Genomic DNA, 17218 nt, shown 5'->3' with positions numbered 1-17218 from the left:
TCCGTAAAGGGGGTGGGGGCGGGCGCGGGCGGTCAGACGCGTTCGACGACGGTGGCGATGCCCATGCCGCCGCCGACGCAGAGGGTGGCCAGCCCGTAGCGCTTGTCCTGGCGCTCCAGTTCGTCGACGAGCGTGCCGAGGATCATCGCGCCGGTCGCGCCGAGCGGGTGGCCGAGCGCGATCGCCCCGCCGTTGACGTTGACCTTGTCGAGGGAGACGCCCATGTCGCGGACGAAGCGGAGGACGACGCCGGCGAAGGCCTCGTTGATCTCGATCAGGTCGATGTCGTCGATCGTGAGACCGGCCTTCGCGAGCGCCTTGCGGGTCGCGGGCGCGGGGCCGGTCAGCATGATGGTCGGTTCGGAGCCGGAGACCGCCGCGGAGACGATCCGGGCGCGCGGTGCGAGCCCGTAGCGCTCCCCCGTCTCGCGGGAGCCTATGGCGACGAGGGCCGCGCCGTCGACGATGCCGGAGGAGTTCCCGGCGTGGTGCACGTGGTCGATCCTCTCGACCCAGTGGTACTTCTGCAGCGCGACGGCGTCGAAGCCGCCCATCTCGCCGATCGCGGCGAACGACGGCTTGAGCGCGGCGAGCGAGTCGGCGGTGGTGCCGGGGCGCATGTGCTCGTCGTGGTCGAGGACGGTGAGGCCGTTGCGGTCGCGGACGGGGACGACGGACCGGGCGAACCGGCCGTCCTTCCAGGCCGCCGCCGCGCGCTCCTGGGAGAGGGCGGCGTACTCGTCGACGTCCCGGCGGCTGAAGCCCTCGATGGTCGCGATGAGGTCGGCGCCGATGCCCTGGGGGGCGAAGCCGGTGTCGAAGTTGGTCATCGGGTCCATGGCCCACGCGCCGCCGTCGGAGCCCATCGCCACCCGGGACATCGACTCGACGCCGCCGGCCAGGACCAGGTCCTCCCAGCCGGAACGGACCTTCGCCGCGGCCAGGTTGACGGCCTCGAGACCGGAGGCGCAGAAGCGGTTCTCCTGCACGCCGGCCACCGTGTCGGGCAGTCCGGCGGCGACGGCGGCGACCCGGGCGATGTCGCTGCCCTGGTCGCCGACGGGGCTCACCACGCCGAGCACGATGTCGTCGATCGCGGCCGGGTCGAGGTCGGGGAAGCGCCTGCGCAGTTCGTGGATCAGGCCGACGACGAGGTCGATGGGCTTGGTGCCGTGCAGGGCCCCGTTGGCCTTGCCACGTCCGCGCGGGGTGCGGATCGCGTCGTAGACGTACGCTTCGGTGCTCACAGGAGGCCTTTCGGATGCGTTCGGGGTGTCTCGGGGGGCGCTTCGGGTGCGCGGGGGCGGGGTCAGCCGAGGAGGGAGCGTCCGATGATCTCCTTCATGATCTCGGTGGTCCCGCCGTAGATCGTCTGGATGCGGCCGTCCGTGAACGCGCGGGCGACCCGGTACTCGGTCATGTACCCGTAGCCGCCGTGCAGTTGCAGGCAGCGGTCGGCCACCCGCTTCTGGAGCTCGGTCGCCCACCACTTGGCCATGGAGGCGTGGACGGCGTCGAGTTCGCCGTCGGAGTGGTCGACGATGCAGCGGTCGAGGAACGTGCGGGTCACCGCGCACTCGGTGGCCATCTCGGCGATCTCGAACCGGATGTGCTGGAGCTTGGACAGCGGCCGCCCGAACGCCTCGCGCTCCTTGACGTACGCGGTGGTGATCTCCAGCAGGTGCTCGGCGGCGGCGATCCCGGCGACGGCGATGCCCATCCGCTCCTGGGCGAGGTTCGTCATCAGGTGGAGGAAGGCCCCGTCGCGGGTGCCGAGCAGGTTCTCCTTGGGGACCCGGACGTCGGTGAAGAACAGCTCGGCGGTGTCCTGTGACTTCTGGCCGATCTTGTCGAGGTTGCGGCCCCGCTCGAAGCCGGGCGTCCCGCGCTCGACGACGAGCAGCGAGAGCCCCTTCGCCCCGCCCTCGGGGGTGGTTTTCGCGACGACGATCACCAGGTCGGCGAGGATGCCGTTGGAGATGAACGTCTTGGAGCCGTTGAGCAGCCAGTGGTCGCCGCGGTCCTCGGCGGTGGTGGCGATGCCCTGGAGGTCGGAGCCCGCGCCCGGCTCGGTCATGGCGATCGCGGTGATCGTCTCGCCGCTGCAGAAGCCGGGCAGCCAGCGGCGCTTCTGCTCCTCGGTGCCGAGACCGCTGAGGTAGGGGCCGATGATGTCGTTGTGCAGCCCGAGCGCGAGCCCGGAGACGCCGGCCCGGGTGAACTCCTCGGCCAGCACGGCGCTGTAGCGGAAGTCCGGCTCTCCCCCGCCGCCGTACTCCTCCGGCACGGCCAGCCCGAGCAGCCCCTGCTTGCCCGCCGCCCGCCAGGCCTCGCGGGGCACGATCCCGTCGCGCTCCCACTGCTCGTAGTGCGGGAGCACCTCGCGGGCGAGGAAGGTGCGGACGGTCTCGCGGAACGCGTCGTGCTCGGCGGTGAAGATCTGGCGCTTCAACGGTCCTCCTGGGGGCGCGGGATGGCGGGCTCGTCCTCGTCGCCCCGCGCCGGGAGGCCCCAGTCGCGGGCGACCTCCGCGGTGTCCGCACCGGGCCGCGCGGGCGGCCGGCGTACGGCGCCGGGGGTCGCGGAGAAGCGCGGGGCGGGGGCGGGCTGGGTGATGCCGGCGTGGTCGAGGAACGTGCCGCGCGCGGCGAGGTGCGGGTGCACCGGGGCCTCGCCGAGCGAGAGCACGGGGGCGACGCAGGCGTCGGATCCCTCGAACACGGCCGCCCACTCGTCGCGCGTGCGGGTGCGGAACCGGTCCGCGACGGCGGTCCGCAGCTCGTCCCAGCGGGTCATGTCGTCGCGGGCGGCGGCCTGTTCGGGGTCAAGACCGAGCAGCCGGGTGAACTCGGCGTAGAACTGCGGCTCCAGGGCGCCGACCGCGAGGTGGCGGCCGTCGGCGGCCTCGTAGGTGCCGTAGAACGGGCAGCCGCCGTCAAGGAGGTTGCGGCCGCGGCGGTCCTGCCAGGCGCCGGCGGCGAGCATGCCGTGGATCATCGACGTCAGGTGGGCGGTGCCGTCGACGATCGCCGCGTCGACGACCTGGCCGCGGCCCCCCTCCCCGCGGGCGTGGTGCAGGGCGGCCAGTACGCCGACGACGAGGTAGAGCGAGCCGCCCGCGTAGTCGCCGAGCAGGTTGGCGGGGGCGGGCGGGGGCTCGTCGGGGCGGCCGATCAGGCCGAGGGCGCCGGTCAGGGCGAGGTAGCCGATGTCATGCCCGGCGCGTTCGGCGAGCGGGCCCTGCTGGCCCCAGCCGGTCATCCGGCCGTAGACGAGCCGCGGGTTCCGGGCCAGGCACGCGTCCGGTCCGACGCCGAGCCGCTCGGCGACGCCCGGGCGGAAGCCCTCGATCAGGACGTCGGCCCGCTCGGCCAGGTCGAGCACGCGGACCGGTCCTTCGGGCGCCTTGAGGTCGACGAGGACGGACCGCTTGTTCCGGTTGGTCACGTCCCGCGCGGGGTCGATGCCGAGCACCGGGCCGCCGGGGCGGTCCACGCGCACCACGTCCGCGCCGAGGTCGGCGAGCAGCATCCCGGCGAACGGGCCGGGACCGATCCCCGCCAGCTCCACCACCCGCACCCCGTCGAGCGGGCCGGCCGCGGTCCCTGCCATCGCACCCCCATCGGTGTGACAGTACTGATGTAACACCATCGATGCTATGAACCGGGCCGCCCCGGCACAAGCCCCGGGAAAGCAAGCGCTCAGTTTCAGGGCTACGGGGTGGGTACTAGGTTGGGTTCAGCGTCACGCTCACAGCGCTTCGAGGCGAGGAGACGACATGGCCGGCCCGGACAGGACGTACGACGTGGTGCTCTTCGGAGCGACGGGGTTCGTGGGGCGGCTCACCGCCCGGCACCTCGCGGACCGGATCCCGGAGGGCTGCCGGTGGGCGCTGGCCGGGCGCAGCAAGGAGAAGCTGGAGCGGCTGCGCGACGAGCTGGGCGTCGAGGTGGAGCTGGTCACCGCGGACACCGGCGAGGCGGACTCGCTGCGTGAACTCGCCGGTTCCACGCGGGTGTTGGCCACCACGGTGGGCCCGTACATCACCTACGGCCAGGGGCTCGTCGAGGCGTGCGCCGAGGCCGGGACCGACTACCTGGACCTCACCGGCGAGCCCGAGTTCGTCGACCTGGCGTACCTGCGCCACGACGCCCGCGCCGTCGAGACCGGCGCCCGGATCGTCCACGCCTGCGGGTTCGACTCGATCCCGCACGACCTCGGTGCGTACTTCACCGTCCAGCAGCTCCCGGAGGGCGTGCCGCTGCGGGTCGACGGCTACGTCCGTGCGCGGGCCGCGATGAGCGGGGGCACGCTCGCCTCCGCGCTCACCGCGTTCTCCCGCGGCCCGCAGACCCTCACCGCCGCGCGCGACCGCCGGCGGGTGGAGCCCCGCGTCACGGACCGCCGCGTGTCCGCCCCGCTCGGGTCGCCCCGGTTCGCGCCCGAGGTCGGGACCTGGGCGGTCCCGCTGCCCACCCTCGACGCGCAGGTCGTCGCCCGCTCCGCCCGGGCGCTGCCCCGCTACGGGCCCGACTTCCGCTACCGCCACTACGCCTCCGTCCGGCACCTCCCCGTCGCGCTCGGCGGCACCGCGGCGGCGGGCGGCCTGTTCGCCGCCGCGCAACTCCCCGCCGCGCGCCGCTGGTTGACCTCCCGCCTCGCCGCCGGGTCCGGGCCCGACGAGGCCCGTCGCGCGCGCAGCTGGTTCACCGTCCGCTTCGTCGGCGAGGGCGGCGGGCGGCGGGTCTGCACCGAGGTGTCCGGTGGGGACCCGGGGTACGGCGAGACGGCGAAGATGCTGGCGGAGTCCGCGCTGTGTCTGGCGTACGACGATCTGCCGCCGACGTCCGGGCAGGTGACGACGGCGGTGGCGATGGGCGAGGCGTTGATCGAGCGGCTGAAGGGGGCGGGCATCCGCTTCCGGGTCGCCGCGGTGCGGTAGCTCCGGCACGGCGGGCCGCCTCCGGGGCTCCGCCCCACACCCCCTCCCGGCCTCCGGCCGGTGGGACCCGGCTCCGCCGGGGGGGCCTCCTGCAGCGGGCGCAAACGTCGCTGGCTCGGCACTGTGGGCTGTGCCCACCCGTGCCGCCCTGCGGCACGATTGCCCACAGCGGGGTGAAGGTGGCGGCCCCCGTCGCCGCTGAGCGGCACGAACTCCGGCGCGAGCCGCCAAACCGGCGCGAGCCGCCAAAAAATTTTAGCCCGGCCGGCATTGAGGCCACCGGGCGCAGCCCGGTACCGCGCCGACAGGCGCGACGGCGCCCGCCGAGGGACTTGGGGAAGGGGCGGGTGGGGGGAAAACAACCGGGGCGGAGCCCCGGTCAGAGCTCGGCGAGCGTGCGCCGGCAGAGCGCGTCGGCTCGGCGGGTGGATTCCGGGATGCGGAAGTGCGGCGTCAGATGCAGGGTGTGGGCGCAGGCCGCGTCCAGCGACACCCGGTGGCCAGGGGAGACGAACACCGGCTTCACGCCGGAACGGGTCCGAAGCGCGCGCCCCAACTCGTCATCGCCCTCGGTGAGCGGAGCGAAATCCCCCCTCTCCCGCCCCGGCTCCTCGTACCGGAAGGTGAACGGATTCTTCGCGACCCCCAGCGTCGGCACCCCGGTGACGACGCCGAGATGGCTCGCCAGCCCGAACCTCCGCGGATGCGCGAGCCCGTACCCGTCGCACACGACGACCCCCGGATCCGCGCCCAGCGACGACAGCGCCGCGAGCACCGTCGGGATCTCCCGGAACGCGAGCAACCCGGGCACGTAGGGGAACGACACCCGCCCCACGGCCGTCGCCGACTCGACGACGTCGAGCGTCTCCGCGTCGAGGACGACCGCCGCGGCGACGACGAGATCGCGCGCGTCGTCGTAGGCGACGTCGACGCCCGTGACGTGCCCGACCCCCACCGCGGGCCCGCTGTTGTCGAGCACGACCCGCTCCCGCAGCGCGTCCTGCACCGCCCGGGCCTCCCGCTCGTCGGCGGGCCAGTCTTCGGGAACGGTGACGGTCACGGCGGAGAGCGTAGGCGCTCCGGCGATACGAAACCGCAGGCGGGAGCCTGTGTGACGCACCTCACCCCCCGTCGGTGGGCACGGATTCCCGCGCTCCGTCGTCTGACCGGGTGCGGGCCGGAACCGCGCCGGTCCCGCGACGCGCGCCGGCGGACGGCCGCGCGCCCTCGCCCCGAGGAGGCCGGCGTTGTCCACCGTCATCGAGCAGTCCGTGCAGGCCCGGCTGATCACCACGCATCCCGGGGGGCCGGACGTGCCGGTGGTCCTGCGGTACGACGCGACGGACCCGTTCGCGGTGCGGATGACGTTCCCGCCGGCGGCGACGCTCGACGGGGACGCGGTGAGCTGGGTGTTCGCGCGGGACCTCCTCGACGAGGGGCTGGCCGGCGAGGGGTGCGGGGCGGGGGACGTGCGGGTGCGGCCGTACGGGTTCGGGCGGACGGTGCTGGAGTTCCATGCGGAGGGTGGGGCGGCGATGGTGCACGTCCGGACGGCGGAGTTGCGGGGGTTCCTCGATCTGACGGTCGGGCTCGTCCCCGTCGGGGAAGAGGCGGTTCACCTGGGGCTCGACCGCGAGCTGGCGGAGCTCCTCCGCGGGTAGCCTTGGGCGGCGGCAACGAGGGATTCGCGGCGGGTGCCTTGGGCGGCGGCAGCGGGATTCGCGGCTCCGCCGCGGGTGCACGGCCTGCGGCCGCGCGGCCTCAGACGCCGGCCGGGCTGAGTTTCTTACGGCTCGGGCGTGCCCGGGAGTTCGCCGCTCCGCCGCGCGTACCGGGCTCCGCCCGGCGGCCTCAGACGCCGGCCGGGCTGAATTTTTTGCCGGCTCGGGCGTGCCCGGGAGTTCGCAGCTCGGATGCGGCCGAGAGTTCGTGGCTTGGATGCGCCCGAGAGTTCGTGGCTCGCGCGCTCCCACGCGAAAACGCGTTTGCATGTCCCGCCCCGCCCCCCGTACCGTCGATCTCGGCCCTGTCGTCGTCGATCGGAGTGGAACGTTGCGCATCTGAGGTCTTGAGTCACCACCGCTGCACGCGACAGTGATCGCGTGAGGTGTCGTGCGACCTCGGCATATGCGCCGTCCTCCGGACACGCGGGCCTTTTTCGTGGCTGAAGCCGCCCCGCGCTCGTCGTTCCGCTGTCGCCCCGTGGTGTCTCCGTACGCGTTGTCCGGCACGTTGATCACTCACGCCATCGCGGAGGCCTGTCATGACCCATTCCACTACATCGCTGTCCGTCAGCAGCACGCCGTTGGAGTTCGCCTGGCCGGACGGGAGGCCGGTGTTCGAGGGGTTGCAGGTCGGGTTCGGTCCGGGGAGGACGGGGCTGATCGGGGTCAACGGGTCGGGGAAGTCGACGCTGTTGAAGCTGGTCGCGGGGGAGCTGAGGCCGGCGTCGGGGCGGATCCGGGTGAGCGGGGAGGTCGGGTACCTGCCGCAGGACCTCACGCTGGAGACGACGCAGCGGGTCGACCGGGCCCTGGGGGTCGCGGAGCGGCGGGCCGCGCTGCACGCGATCGAGAGGGGTGAGGCGAGCGAGGAGAACTTCGCGGTCGTCGGGGACGACTGGGACGTGGAGGAGCGCGCGCTGGCGACGCTCGGGGAGCTGGGGCTCGGGCACGTGGGCCTGGACCGGACGATCGGGGAGATCTCGGGCGGGGAGTCGGTGCTGCTGCGGTTCGCCGCGCTGCTGCTGCGCAGGCCGGACGTGTTGCTGCTCGACGAGCCGACGAACAACCTGGACCTGCACGCCAGGCGCCGGCTGTACGCGGCGGTGGACGGCTGGCAGGGGGTGATGGTGGTGGTGAGCCACGACCGGGAGCTCCTGGAGCGGGTCGACCAGATCGCCGACCTGCACGACGGCGCGATCACGACGTACGGCGGCGGGTTCAGCGCGTACGAGGCGGCGTTGGCGACCGCGCAGGAGGCCGCCGAGCGCACGGTGCGCGCGGCGGAGTCCGAAGTGCGGCGCGAGAAGCGGGAGTTGATGGAGGCGCAGACGAAGCAGGCCCGCCGGGACCGCAAGGGGCGGCAGCTCGCGGCGAGCGGGAGCCACCCGAAGGTCATGATGGACGCGATGCGGCGCAAGGCGGAGGAGACGGCCGCGCGCGGCAGGAAGCTGCACGAGGGGCGGCTGGACGACGCCCGGCAGCGGCTGGGCGAGGCCGAGGAGGCGGTGCGCCGGGAGGAGGAGGTGCGGATCGACCTGCCGTCGACGGCCGTGCCGTACGGCCGGAACGTGCTCACCCTCACCGAGGTGGAGACGGTGTACGGGACCGGTCTCCCCGGGACGCTCACCGTCGGCGGGCCGGAGCGGATCGCGCTGGTCGGACGCAACGGCTCGGGCAAGACGACGCTGCTGCGGACGATCGCGGGCGAGCTGGAGCCGGTGGCCGGCGAGGTGCGGGTGCACGTCCCGGCGCGTTTCCTGCCGCAGCGGCTCGACGTGCTCGACGACAACCTGAGCGTCGCGGAGAACGTCGCCCGGTTCGCGCCGGGCGCGACGCACAACGCGATCCGAGCCCGGCTGGCGCGCTTCCTCTTCAAGGGGGCGCGCGCCGACCAGCGCGCGGGGACCCTCTCCGGCGGCGAGCGCTTCCGCGCCTCGCTGGCCGCGCTGATGCTCGCCGAGCCCGCTCCCCAGCTGCTCCTGCTCGACGAGCCGACCAACAACCTCGACCTCGCGAGCGTCCGGCAGCTGACGGCGGCGCTGAACGCGTACGAGGGCGCGCTGGTCGTCGTCAGCCACGACATGCCGTTCCTGGAGTCGGTCGGGATCACCCGGTGGCTGGAGCTGGGCGCGGAGGCGGACGAGGCGGGCGCGGAGGACGGGACGCCCGGCCACGAGGAGGGGTGAGCGACGGGCGGGGGGCGGGGACGGGCCGCCGTCGCCCCGCGCCACGCCCGGTCGCACAGGGTGTGACATGCATCTCATCCACGCCACCGGAGCCCGGCCCCGACCGAGGCCGGGGCGGCCATACCGCCACATCCCGCCCCCGGGCTTGGCCCGAGGCTTACGCGGTGCTTAACCTACGGTCTCGTAACCTACGAGAGCGTAGGTAAGAGCCGTCCCCGTTCCTCTGGAGTTCCTGTGACGATCCCCGCCCCCCGCCTCGCCGGCCCGTCGGCCGAATGGACCGACGCCCGCCTGCTGTACGCGCTGGAGGAAGTGGTGGAGACCGAGCTGAACCGCCACCTGAAGGTCACCAAGGACTGGATGCCGCACGAGTACGTGCCGTGGGGCGACGGCAGGAACTTCCCCGGCTTCTTCGAGGACGGCGAGGCGTGGGACCCCGGCCAGTCCAAGGTCTCCGACCTCGGGAAGATCGCCCTCGTGGTGAACCTCCTCACCGAGGACAACCTGCCCAGCTACCACCACGAGATCGCCGCCCTGTTCGGCCGCGACGGCGCCTGGGGCACCTGGGTGCACCGCTGGACGGCCGAGGAGGGCCGCCACGGCATCGTGATGCGCGACTACCTCCTCGCCTCGCGCGCGGTGGACCCGGACAAGCTGGAGCGGTTCCGGATGGCGCACATGAGCGAGGGCTTCGAGTCCGACAACCGGCACTCGATGCTCCACACGGTCGCGTACGTCGCCTTCCAGGAGCTGGCCACCCGCGTCTCGCACCGCAACACCGGCCACCACTCCGGCGACCCGGTCTGCGACCGCATGCTCGCCCGCATCGCGACCGACGAGAACCTGCACATGGTCTTCTACCGCAACCTCCTGAAGGCCGCGTTCGAGCTGGCCCCGGACCTGACGATGAAATCCGTGCGGGACGTCGTCGTCGACTTCCGGATGCCCGGCCACGGCATGCCCGGCTTCGAGCGGGCCGCGGCGCAGATGGCGATCGGCGAGGTCTACAACCTGCGCATCCACCACGACGACGTGCTCGCCCCGGTGCTGCGCTACCTGAAGGTCCTGGAGATCGACGGGCTGGGCCCGGAGGGCCTGAAGGCGCAGGAGGAGCTGGGCCTGTACATGAACGGCCTGGACTCCGAGGCGTCGAAGTTCGACGAGAAGCTCGCCGCCCGCAAGGCGCGGCTCGCGGCGCGCGCCGCGGGCTGACCCGGGCCGCTCTCGACGGCAACCCCGAACCGCAGGTCCGTGCCTCAAGCGGGAGGCGCGGGCCTGCTCGCGTAGGGGGCGCCGCTCAGGCCGCGTCCTCCTGGATCAGTTCCGCCGCCTTCTCGGCGAGGGCGACGGTCGGCGCGTGCGTGTGCCCGCGGGTGATCCGCGGCATGACCGACGCGTCCACGACCCGCAGGCCCGGCACGCCCCGCACCCGCAGGCGGGGGTCGGTGACCGAGTACGGGTCGAGGCCCATCCGGCAGGTGCCGACGGGGTGGTAGAGGGTCTGCGAGGTGGCGCGGATCAGCTCGCCGAGCGCCGCGTCGTCCAGGACGCCCGGGTACTCCCCCATCGGGTCGGCGGTGAGCCGGGCCAGCGGCGGGGCGGCGAACAGCGCCTCCGCCTGGCGGACGCCCGCGACGAGGGTCCGCAGGTCGCCGTCCGAGGTGAGGTAGCCGGGGTCGATGACGGCGGCCCCGTCCGCGCCCAGGGAGAGCGTGCCGGCGGACTCGGGCTGCAGGAGCACGACGCCGATGGTGAGGCCGTGCTCCGTGGGCGGCGCGAGGCCGTGGTCGACGAACGGCACCGGCGCGAAGATCAACTCCAGGTCGGGCGCGGCCAGTTCGGGCGTGCTGCGGGTGAACGCCATCGCCTCGGCGATGTTCGAGGTGAGCGGCCCGCGGCCGGCGAGGAGGTACCGCAGGAGGTTCGGCAGGGTCTTCGCGCCGGTGAGCGAGATCGGCTCGGTGGTGCGCAGGGTGATCGCGGTCGCCAGGTGGTCCTGGAGGTGGCGGCCGACCTCGGGCGAGGCGACCCGGATGCGCACCCCGGCGGCCCGCAGGGCGTCGGGGTCCCCGATGCCGGACCGCAGCAGCAGGTGCGGGGAGCCGACCGCGCCCGCGCTGAGGACGACCTCGCGGCGGGCGAGCAGGGTGTTCGCGCCCGGGCGCTCGGCGACGATGCCGTTGACGCGGGTGCCGGTGTCGTCGAAGTGCAGTCGGCTGACCCGGGTGTCGGTGTACACGTGCAGGTTGGGGCGCTTGAGGGCGGGGCGCAGGTAGCCGTCGGCGGCGCTCCAGCGGCGGCCGCGGCGCTGGTTGACGGGGGTGGGGGCGCAGCCGCTGTGGTCGGGGCCGCTCAGCTCGGGGAGTTCGGGCAGGCCGGCGCCCCGGCACGCCTCCAGGAAGGCGGCCGTGGCCGGGTGCGGGTCGCGCAGCGGCGCGATGTGCAGCGGCCCGTCGGTGCCGTAGGCGGTCGTCCGGGCGGGGTCGCCGGCGCCGGCCCAGCGCTCGGCCCGGCGGACGTAGCGGACGAAGGCGTCGTACGCCCACTCCTCGCCGGCCAGCTCGCCCCAGGCGTCGTAGTCGGCGCGGTGGCCGGGAATCCACATCATGGCGTTGAGCGAGGACGAGCCGCCGAGGACGTGGCCGCGCGGCCAGTACAGTTCGCGGCCGCCGAGCGCCTCCTGCTTGGCCGTCCGCAGGTCCCAGTCGTACGGCGTCTTGAACAGCGCGGTGAAGGCGGCGGGAATCCTGACCTCGCTGCGCCGGTCCCGTCCGCCGGACTCGACGAGCGCGACGCGCACCCGCGGGTCCTCCGAGAGCCGGGCGGCGAGCACACAGCCCGCCGAGCCCGCTCCGACGATGATGTAGTCGTACGCGCGCGCCTTCGTGCTCAACTCGCCGCCCCCAGTTCCGGATCGACCGCCTTCGGGTCCCGACTGCCCAGCATGGCCGCGCCGCATCCCTGTGGGAAGGACGGCGCACGCCCAACCGTTACCGGCGGTTCTGCCCGGCGGTCGCGGGCGGCGCGGGCCCGGCTCAGCGCAGGACGGCCGCCAGCAGGTCGTCGCCCAACCCGGTGAGGACGGACGGGTCGAGGACGTAGCGCACGTACCGCCCGTGGCGCTGCGCGGTGAGCAGCCCCGCGCGGCGCAGGACGGCGAGGTGGCGGGAGACCTCGGGGGAGGAGAGCTCCCAGGCGTGGGCGAGCTCCCCGGTGCTGTGCGGGCCGCGGGCCAGGATGCGCAGGAGCCGCAGCCGGACGGGGTGGGCGAGCGCGTCGAGGCGGAGCGTCATCGTCTCCAGCGGGGCCGAGGCGTCGCGCCCGTCTCGCCGGCCGTGATCGCCGCGCTCGCCTCGCACGGTCCGGGCGCGCTGTGGGGCGGGCTGAGCGCGGCGACGCTCCTCTCGGCGTCCGCCGTCGCCTCCGAGAAGGACACCGCAACCGCCTCCCGGGGCGGCGGGTGGAGCCCTTCCGCGGCCCTCGTCAGGCGGAGGCGCGCCGGATCAGGCCGGTGGGCATGATGACGGGGGGCGGCGGGGTGACCGGGGCGCCGTCGCCGTCGGGGCGGTCGAGGCCGCGCATGAGGAGGCGGACCATCTCGCGGCCCATCTCCTCGATGTCCTGGCGGACGGTGGTGAGCGGCGGCTCGGTGTGCTCGGCGATGGTGGTGATGTCGTCGAACCCGACGACGGCCACGTCCTCCGGCACCCGGCGCCCGTACGCCTTCAGGGCCCGCAGGGCGCCGGAGGCGGTGAGGTCGGAGGCGACGAAGACGGCGTCGAGGTCCGGTGCGCGGTCCAGGAGTTCGCACATGGCGCGCTCGCCGCCGGCCGGGGTGAAGTCGCCGGTGGCCAGGAGCTGGGGGTCGGCGTCGGGCAGGACGTCCCGGTAGCCGTCGAGCCGGTCGACGGCGGAGGTCTGGTCGAGCGGTCCGGTGATGTGCGCGATCCGCCGCCGGCCCAGGGAGACGAGGTGCCGCACGGCCTCGCGGGCGCCGCCCCGGTTGTCGCAGTCGACGAAGGGGACGGCGGTGTCGGTGCTCTTGACCGGGCGGCCACCGTAGACGGTGGGCAGACCGCTGCGGTCGATGATGACGGGCATCGGGTCGTCGATGTGCACGGAGAAGACGAGCGCGCCGTCGACGTGGCCGCCGCCGAGGTAGCGGCCGACGCGGGCGAAGTCGTTCGGGCCCTCGACCAGGAGCAGCACCAACTGCGAGTCGTGGGCGGTGAGTTCCTTGCTGATGCCGCGGAGCTGCTGGGCGAAGAACGGGTCGGCGAAGACCCGGGTCTCCGGCTCGGCGATGACGACAGCGACCGCGTCGTGCCGGCGGGTGACGAGGCTGCGCGCGGCCTGGTTGGGCACGTACCGCAGCTCCTCCACCGCCTGCCGCACCCGGTCCACCAGCCCCGGCCGCACCCCCGGCATCCCGTTCACCACCCGCGACACGGTCGCCCGCGACACCCCGGCCCGCTCGGCGACGGCCTCGAGCGTGGGACGCGGGGACAGGCCGGCGACATGCGGCTGGCTCAACGGACTACTCCTCGGCGGCGGCGTGCGGGGCGGGCACGGCGTGGACCGACCCGCGGTTCACGCCCAGGATATCCCCCGCCGCCGTCGCCGTGAGAGCGCTTTCAGACCCCGCTTCGACTCAGTGCTCGTGACCCCCGCCCCCGTCCCCGTCCCCGCCCGGGTGGTGCGGTTCGTACCCCGGAATGGTGCCGTCGGCCTTGGCGACGAGGAAGAGGCCGGCCATGCCCATGTCGGAGTGGCTCTGGACGTGGCAGTGGTACATCCACGCCCCGGGGCCGACGCCCTCGCCGGCGATCACCTGGAAGCCGAAGGAGTCCGCGGGGCCGACGATGAGGTTGTCGACGACCCTGCTGGGGTCGTCGGGGCCGGTCAGCAGGCCGGTGCGGTTGTCGGCCCAGCGGTGACCGTGGACGTGGAAGGTGTGGTAGTACTCGCCGTGCGTGATCGAGACGAACTCGACGCGTTCGCCGAGCGTCGCCCTGAAGTCCGGCCCGGCGGGCAGGTTGTTGATCGTCATGTCGTTGAAGACGATGGTGAACGTCCGGTCCGGCAGCACGTCCCCCTTGCGGCGGACGATCACCGGCCCGTAGAGGCCCTTGCGGATGCCCCCGGTGCCGTGGTCCGTGCCGACGACGTGGTCGTGGTAGTGCCAGTAGCCCGCGCTGCCGGCCCGCCAGGTGCCGTCCTTGCGGCGGCCGGGGGCGTGGGTGCGCCAGGTGTAGGTGCGGGTCTCGCCGGGCGGGACGTGGCTCCTGCTGAGCCGGGTGCCGTCGGAGCTGATCTCGTAGTCGACGCCGTGGACGTGGAGGCTCGCGTCGACGTCGGTGAGGTTCTCCATCTCGACGTGGAGGGTGTCGCCCTCGTTGAGCTCGATCAGCGGGCCGGGGATCGTCGCCTTGCCCTTCTCCAGCCCGTACCCGAGCTGCCCGTTCGGGAGCTTCTCGGCGTAGAGCTTGAGGTTGCGGACCTGGCCGCCGGCCGGCGCGGTCCGGGGCGGGTTCTCGACCGTCGGCGCGGAGTTGGCCGAGCCCGCGACGGACAACGATGTCAGGCCCGCCGCGACCGCGCCGCCCGCGAACACCCGTCGGTTGAAACTCCGTCTGTCCATCTCGAACTCCCCACGTTCCGGGCGTCATTGACGGGGCCGCAGTGCCCCCTGGGACCGGGCACACCGTAGCCGCGTCCCGCTGGTTTATCCACACTCAGGACAAAGTTCGAGAGATTCCGGTCATAGGTCTTGGCCTTGCGTCGAAAGAGGTCTAGCTTCGTCCGCGCTGTAGCCGCGACCGATGAGGGGTGGGTGAACGCATGCGACGAGAGCCGCATCAACAACACACGGAATCAGGGGTTTTGAGCCACAGACGACGGCGGAGCCGACGCGTCTGGACCACCGGCCTGGTGGCCGGGGCCGTCACCGCGGGACTGCTCGGCGGGGTCTCCCCCGCCACCGCGAAACCGGCTCCGGATCCGCGGACAACGTTGTCCGTCCCTTCGCCGCCGGGCGGAGACAACGTACGGGTGCTCGTCTTCCACGGCTCGGCGACCGAGGAGTCACCGGTCGTCGACGCCGGGATCGAGGCCATCGAGACGATCGGCCGCACCGGACCCGCCGCGACCCGCTTCACCATCGAGGCGACCGACGACGCCTCGGTCTTCACCCGGGCGAGGCTCGGCAGGTTCAACGCCGTGGTCTTCCTGACCGGCGGCGGCGACGTGCTGAACGCCGACCAGGAGGCCGGCCTGGAGACGTACATCGAGGCGGGCGGCGGGTTCCTCGGCCTGCACGACGCCGCCCGCACCGAGCCGTACTCCGACTGGTTCGGCGGCCTGATCGGGGCCCGCCCGGCGAAGAGCAACCCGACGGCCGTGCAGCGCGCGGTCGTCGAGGTAGGCGACCGTCAGCATCCGGCCACCAAGAGCCTGCCGCTGGAGTGGAAGCGGCCGGACAAGTGGCTCAACTGGGCGACGAACCCCTCCGGCACCGTGCACACCGTGGCGCGGGTGCGGGAGAACTCCTACACCCCGGGCGCGGGCGCCAACGGCGCCGACCACCCCGTCTCCTGGTGCCGCGACTACGACGGCGGCCGGTCCTTCTACACCGCGATGGGCGGGACGGCCGACAGCTACCAGGAGACCGACTTCCGCGCCCACCTGCGCGGCGCGCTCAACTGGACCACCCGCCTGGTCCGCGCCGACTGCCAGGCCGCGATCAACGCCAACTACACCGCCACCCGGCTGACCAAGCCAAACCAGCCCGGACAGAACGACCAGATCGGCGAACCGCACGGCCTGGTCACCGCGAAGGACGGCCGGGTGTTCTACATCGGCCGCGGCGGCGCCGACTCCTCCAAGCCCGTGGTCACCGACTGGAGCAACCCGGAGATCGGCAAGGGCCAGGGCGAGGTCCACATCTGGGACCCGAAGACGGACCAGGTCACCCTGGCCGGCTCGCTCACCGTCTTCGGCAACAAGGGCGGCGGCGACGAACTGGTCAAGAACGAGGAGGGGTTGCTCGGCATCGAGCTCGACCCCCGATTCGAGGACAACGGGTGGGTGTACCTGCACTACACCCCGCACTCGAGGATCGACCGGGACAAGCGGATGGCCGAACGGTACGTCTCCCGCTTCACGTTGAACCGGACCACGAACAAGCTGGACCTCTCCAGCGAGAAGGTCCTCCTCAAGTGGCCGGTGCAGATCCACAGTTGCTGCCACGCGGGCGGTGGGATGGCCTGGGACTCCAAGGACAACCTCTACATCGCGACCGGGGACAACAACTCCTCCCAGTTCAGCAGCGGTTACTCCGGCAACAACCCGGAGCCCAACTACAAGGGCGTGTCCTTCGCCGACGCCCGCCGCACGGCGGGCAACACCAACAACCTCAACGGCAAGATCCTCCGTATCCACCCGGAGCAGGACGGCACCTACACCCTGCCGGAGGGCAACCTCTTCACCGGCGAGGAGACGGCCGAGGGCGGCGGCAAGACCCGCGGCGAGATCTACGTGATGGGCGTCCGCAACCCGGCCCGGATCGACGTCGACCTCAAGACGGACACGCTGTACGCCGGCTGGGTCGGCCCCGACGCCGGCGCCCCGTCGACCACCTGGGGCCCGGCGAAGTACGACACCTTCGCCGCGATCACCGAGGCGGGCAACCACGGCTGGCCGTACTGCATGGGCAACAAGCAGCCCTACCGGGACCGCAACCTGCCCGACCCGAGCAAGCCGCTCGGCTGGTACGACTGCAATGCGCCGAAGAACGAGTCGCCCAACAACGACGGCCTGGTCAACCTGCCGCCGGTGACGGGCAACACCATCTGGTACTCGCCGCAGGGCGGCGCGCCGGACTTCCCGCGCGACGCGAACGGCGTGCCCAGCTACAAGCAGGAGGAGAGCACGTACCTCCTGTCGTGGCTCAAGGGCGGCGGCCAGGCCACGATGAACGGCCCGGTCTACCGCTATGACGAGTCGAGCGCGTCCACGGTCAAGTGGCCGTCGTACTGGGACGGCAAGTGGTTCGTCGGCGACTTCTACGACCAGGACCAGCCGCGGCACGCGGTGCTCACCGACCCGAAGACGGTCGGCAAGGGCGGGCTCCCGGTGCACGCCGAGAACCTCAAGAAGATCATCCCCGTCGGCAACGACGGCATCCGCAACCTGATGGACTGGAAGTTCGGCCCCGACGGCGCGCTCTACGTCCTCGACTACGGCCGCGGGTTCTTCACCTCGGACGCCAAGTCGGCGCTGTGGCGCGTGACCTACAAGGGCGGCCAGGCGACGCCGGCCGCCGACGACGTCGCCCGGAAGGAGACGGTGAGTTGAGAGCGAGCAAC

At 73.0% G+C, this 17218-nt stretch carries 12 protein-coding genes and 1 pseudogene; 5 read left to right on the top strand and 8 right to left on the bottom strand.

The window, feature by feature from the left end:
- Positions 1-32: 32 nt before the first annotated feature.
- From ACFWEG_RS03885 to ACFWEG_RS03875, 3 genes are all read right to left on the bottom strand, one after another.
- A complete protein-coding gene (locus tag ACFWEG_RS03885; RefSeq protein ID WP_387208847.1) occupies positions 33-1247 on the bottom strand; it encodes an acetyl-CoA C-acetyltransferase in 1215 nt (404 codons plus the stop codon).
- 62 nt (positions 1248-1309) lie between these two features.
- Entirely contained in the window at positions 1310-2452 is a 1143-nt protein-coding gene (locus tag ACFWEG_RS03880; RefSeq protein WP_387208845.1) for an acyl-CoA dehydrogenase family protein, read from the bottom strand.
- Positions 2449-3612: a CaiB/BaiF CoA transferase family protein gene (locus ACFWEG_RS03875; protein WP_387208843.1), complete on the bottom strand. Its 1164-nt coding sequence runs from the start codon at positions 3610-3612 to the stop codon at positions 2449-2451. Before ACFWEG_RS03875 ends, ACFWEG_RS03880 begins: the two co-directional genes overlap by 4 nt.
- A gap of 166 nt (positions 3613-3778) precedes the next feature.
- Here ACFWEG_RS03875 and ACFWEG_RS03870 point away from each other — a divergent pair, with 166 nt between their 5' ends.
- Entirely contained in the window at positions 3779-4942 is a 1164-nt protein-coding gene (locus ACFWEG_RS03870; RefSeq protein ID WP_387208841.1) for a saccharopine dehydrogenase family protein, read from the top strand.
- Between the two features lie 379 nt (positions 4943-5321).
- Here the strand turns inward: ACFWEG_RS03870 and ACFWEG_RS03865 are convergent, their stop codons facing one another.
- Complete coding sequence (locus ACFWEG_RS03865; RefSeq protein ID WP_387208839.1) at positions 5322-6002, bottom strand: endonuclease V; 681 nt, start codon at positions 6000-6002, stop codon at positions 5322-5324.
- Between the two features lie 187 nt (positions 6003-6189).
- Here ACFWEG_RS03865 and ACFWEG_RS03860 point away from each other — a divergent pair, with 187 nt between their 5' ends.
- From ACFWEG_RS03860 to ACFWEG_RS03850, 3 genes are all read left to right on the top strand, one after another.
- On the top strand, positions 6190-6603 hold the full coding sequence (locus ACFWEG_RS03860) for an SsgA family sporulation/cell division regulator (protein WP_387208837.1): 414 nt from the start codon (positions 6190-6192) through the stop codon (positions 6601-6603).
- Positions 6604-7205: 602 nt separating this feature from the next.
- On the top strand, positions 7206-8852 hold the full coding sequence (locus tag ACFWEG_RS03855; protein WP_387208835.1) for an ABC-F family ATP-binding cassette domain-containing protein: 1647 nt from the start codon (positions 7206-7208) through the stop codon (positions 8850-8852).
- A 234-nt stretch (positions 8853-9086) separates the two neighbouring features.
- On the top strand, positions 9087-10064 hold the full coding sequence (locus tag ACFWEG_RS03850; RefSeq protein WP_387208833.1) for an acyl-ACP desaturase: 978 nt from the start codon (positions 9087-9089) through the stop codon (positions 10062-10064).
- 85 nt (positions 10065-10149) lie between these two features.
- Here the strand turns inward: ACFWEG_RS03850 and ACFWEG_RS03845 are convergent, their stop codons facing one another.
- From ACFWEG_RS03845 to ACFWEG_RS03830, 4 genes and pseudogenes are all read right to left on the bottom strand, one after another.
- On the bottom strand, positions 10150-11745 hold the full coding sequence (locus ACFWEG_RS03845; protein ID WP_387208831.1) for a GMC family oxidoreductase: 1596 nt from the start codon (positions 11743-11745) through the stop codon (positions 10150-10152).
- A gap of 142 nt (positions 11746-11887) precedes the next feature.
- Positions 11888-12154, bottom strand: a pseudogene (locus ACFWEG_RS03840) (ArsR/SmtB family transcription factor); the annotation flags it as partial.
- 181 nt (positions 12155-12335) lie between these two features.
- Positions 12336-13385 (bottom strand): LacI family DNA-binding transcriptional regulator, encoded by a 1050-nt coding sequence (locus ACFWEG_RS03835; RefSeq protein WP_387208829.1) that lies wholly within the window; start codon positions 13383-13385, stop codon positions 12336-12338.
- Between the two features lie 118 nt (positions 13386-13503).
- The gene (locus ACFWEG_RS03830) at positions 13504-14493 is read right to left on the bottom strand and encodes a multicopper oxidase domain-containing protein (protein WP_387208827.1); all 990 of its coding nucleotides are present in this window, start codon (positions 14491-14493) and stop codon (positions 13504-13506) included.
- A gap of 200 nt (positions 14494-14693) precedes the next feature.
- Between ACFWEG_RS03830 and ACFWEG_RS03825 the strand changes: the two genes are divergently transcribed.
- Positions 14694-17207: a ThuA domain-containing protein gene (locus ACFWEG_RS03825; protein ID WP_387208825.1), complete on the top strand. Its 2514-nt coding sequence runs from the start codon at positions 14694-14696 to the stop codon at positions 17205-17207.
- The last annotated feature ends 11 nt before the right edge of the window (positions 17208-17218 follow it).

It is taken from the genome of Streptomyces sp. NPDC060194, from assembly GCF_042728285.1.
Lineage (GTDB): Bacteria > Actinomycetota > Actinomycetes > Streptomycetales > Streptomycetaceae > Streptomyces.
Note: the sequence above shows the minus strand (reverse complement) of the source record. Positions and strands in the feature narration are given on the sequence as shown.

Bases quoted from the DNA above. Each gene is read 5' to 3' on its own strand.
- ACFWEG_RS03870 (WP_387208841.1), top strand. From the start codon at position 3,779: ATGGCCGGCCCGGACAGGACGTACGACGTGGTGCTCTTCGGAGCGACG.
- ACFWEG_RS03830 (WP_387208827.1), bottom strand. From the start codon at position 14,493: ATGGACAGACGGAGTTTCAACCGACGGGTGTTCGCGGGCGGCGCGGTC.
- ACFWEG_RS03875 (WP_387208843.1), bottom strand. From the start codon at position 3,612: ATGGCAGGGACCGCGGCCGGCCCGCTCGACGGGGTGCGGGTGGTGGAG.
- ACFWEG_RS03825 (WP_387208825.1), top strand. From the start codon at position 14,694: ATGCGACGAGAGCCGCATCAACAACACACGGAATCAGGGGTTTTGAGC.
- ACFWEG_RS03855 (WP_387208835.1), top strand. From the start codon at position 7,206: ATGACCCATTCCACTACATCGCTGTCCGTCAGCAGCACGCCGTTGGAG.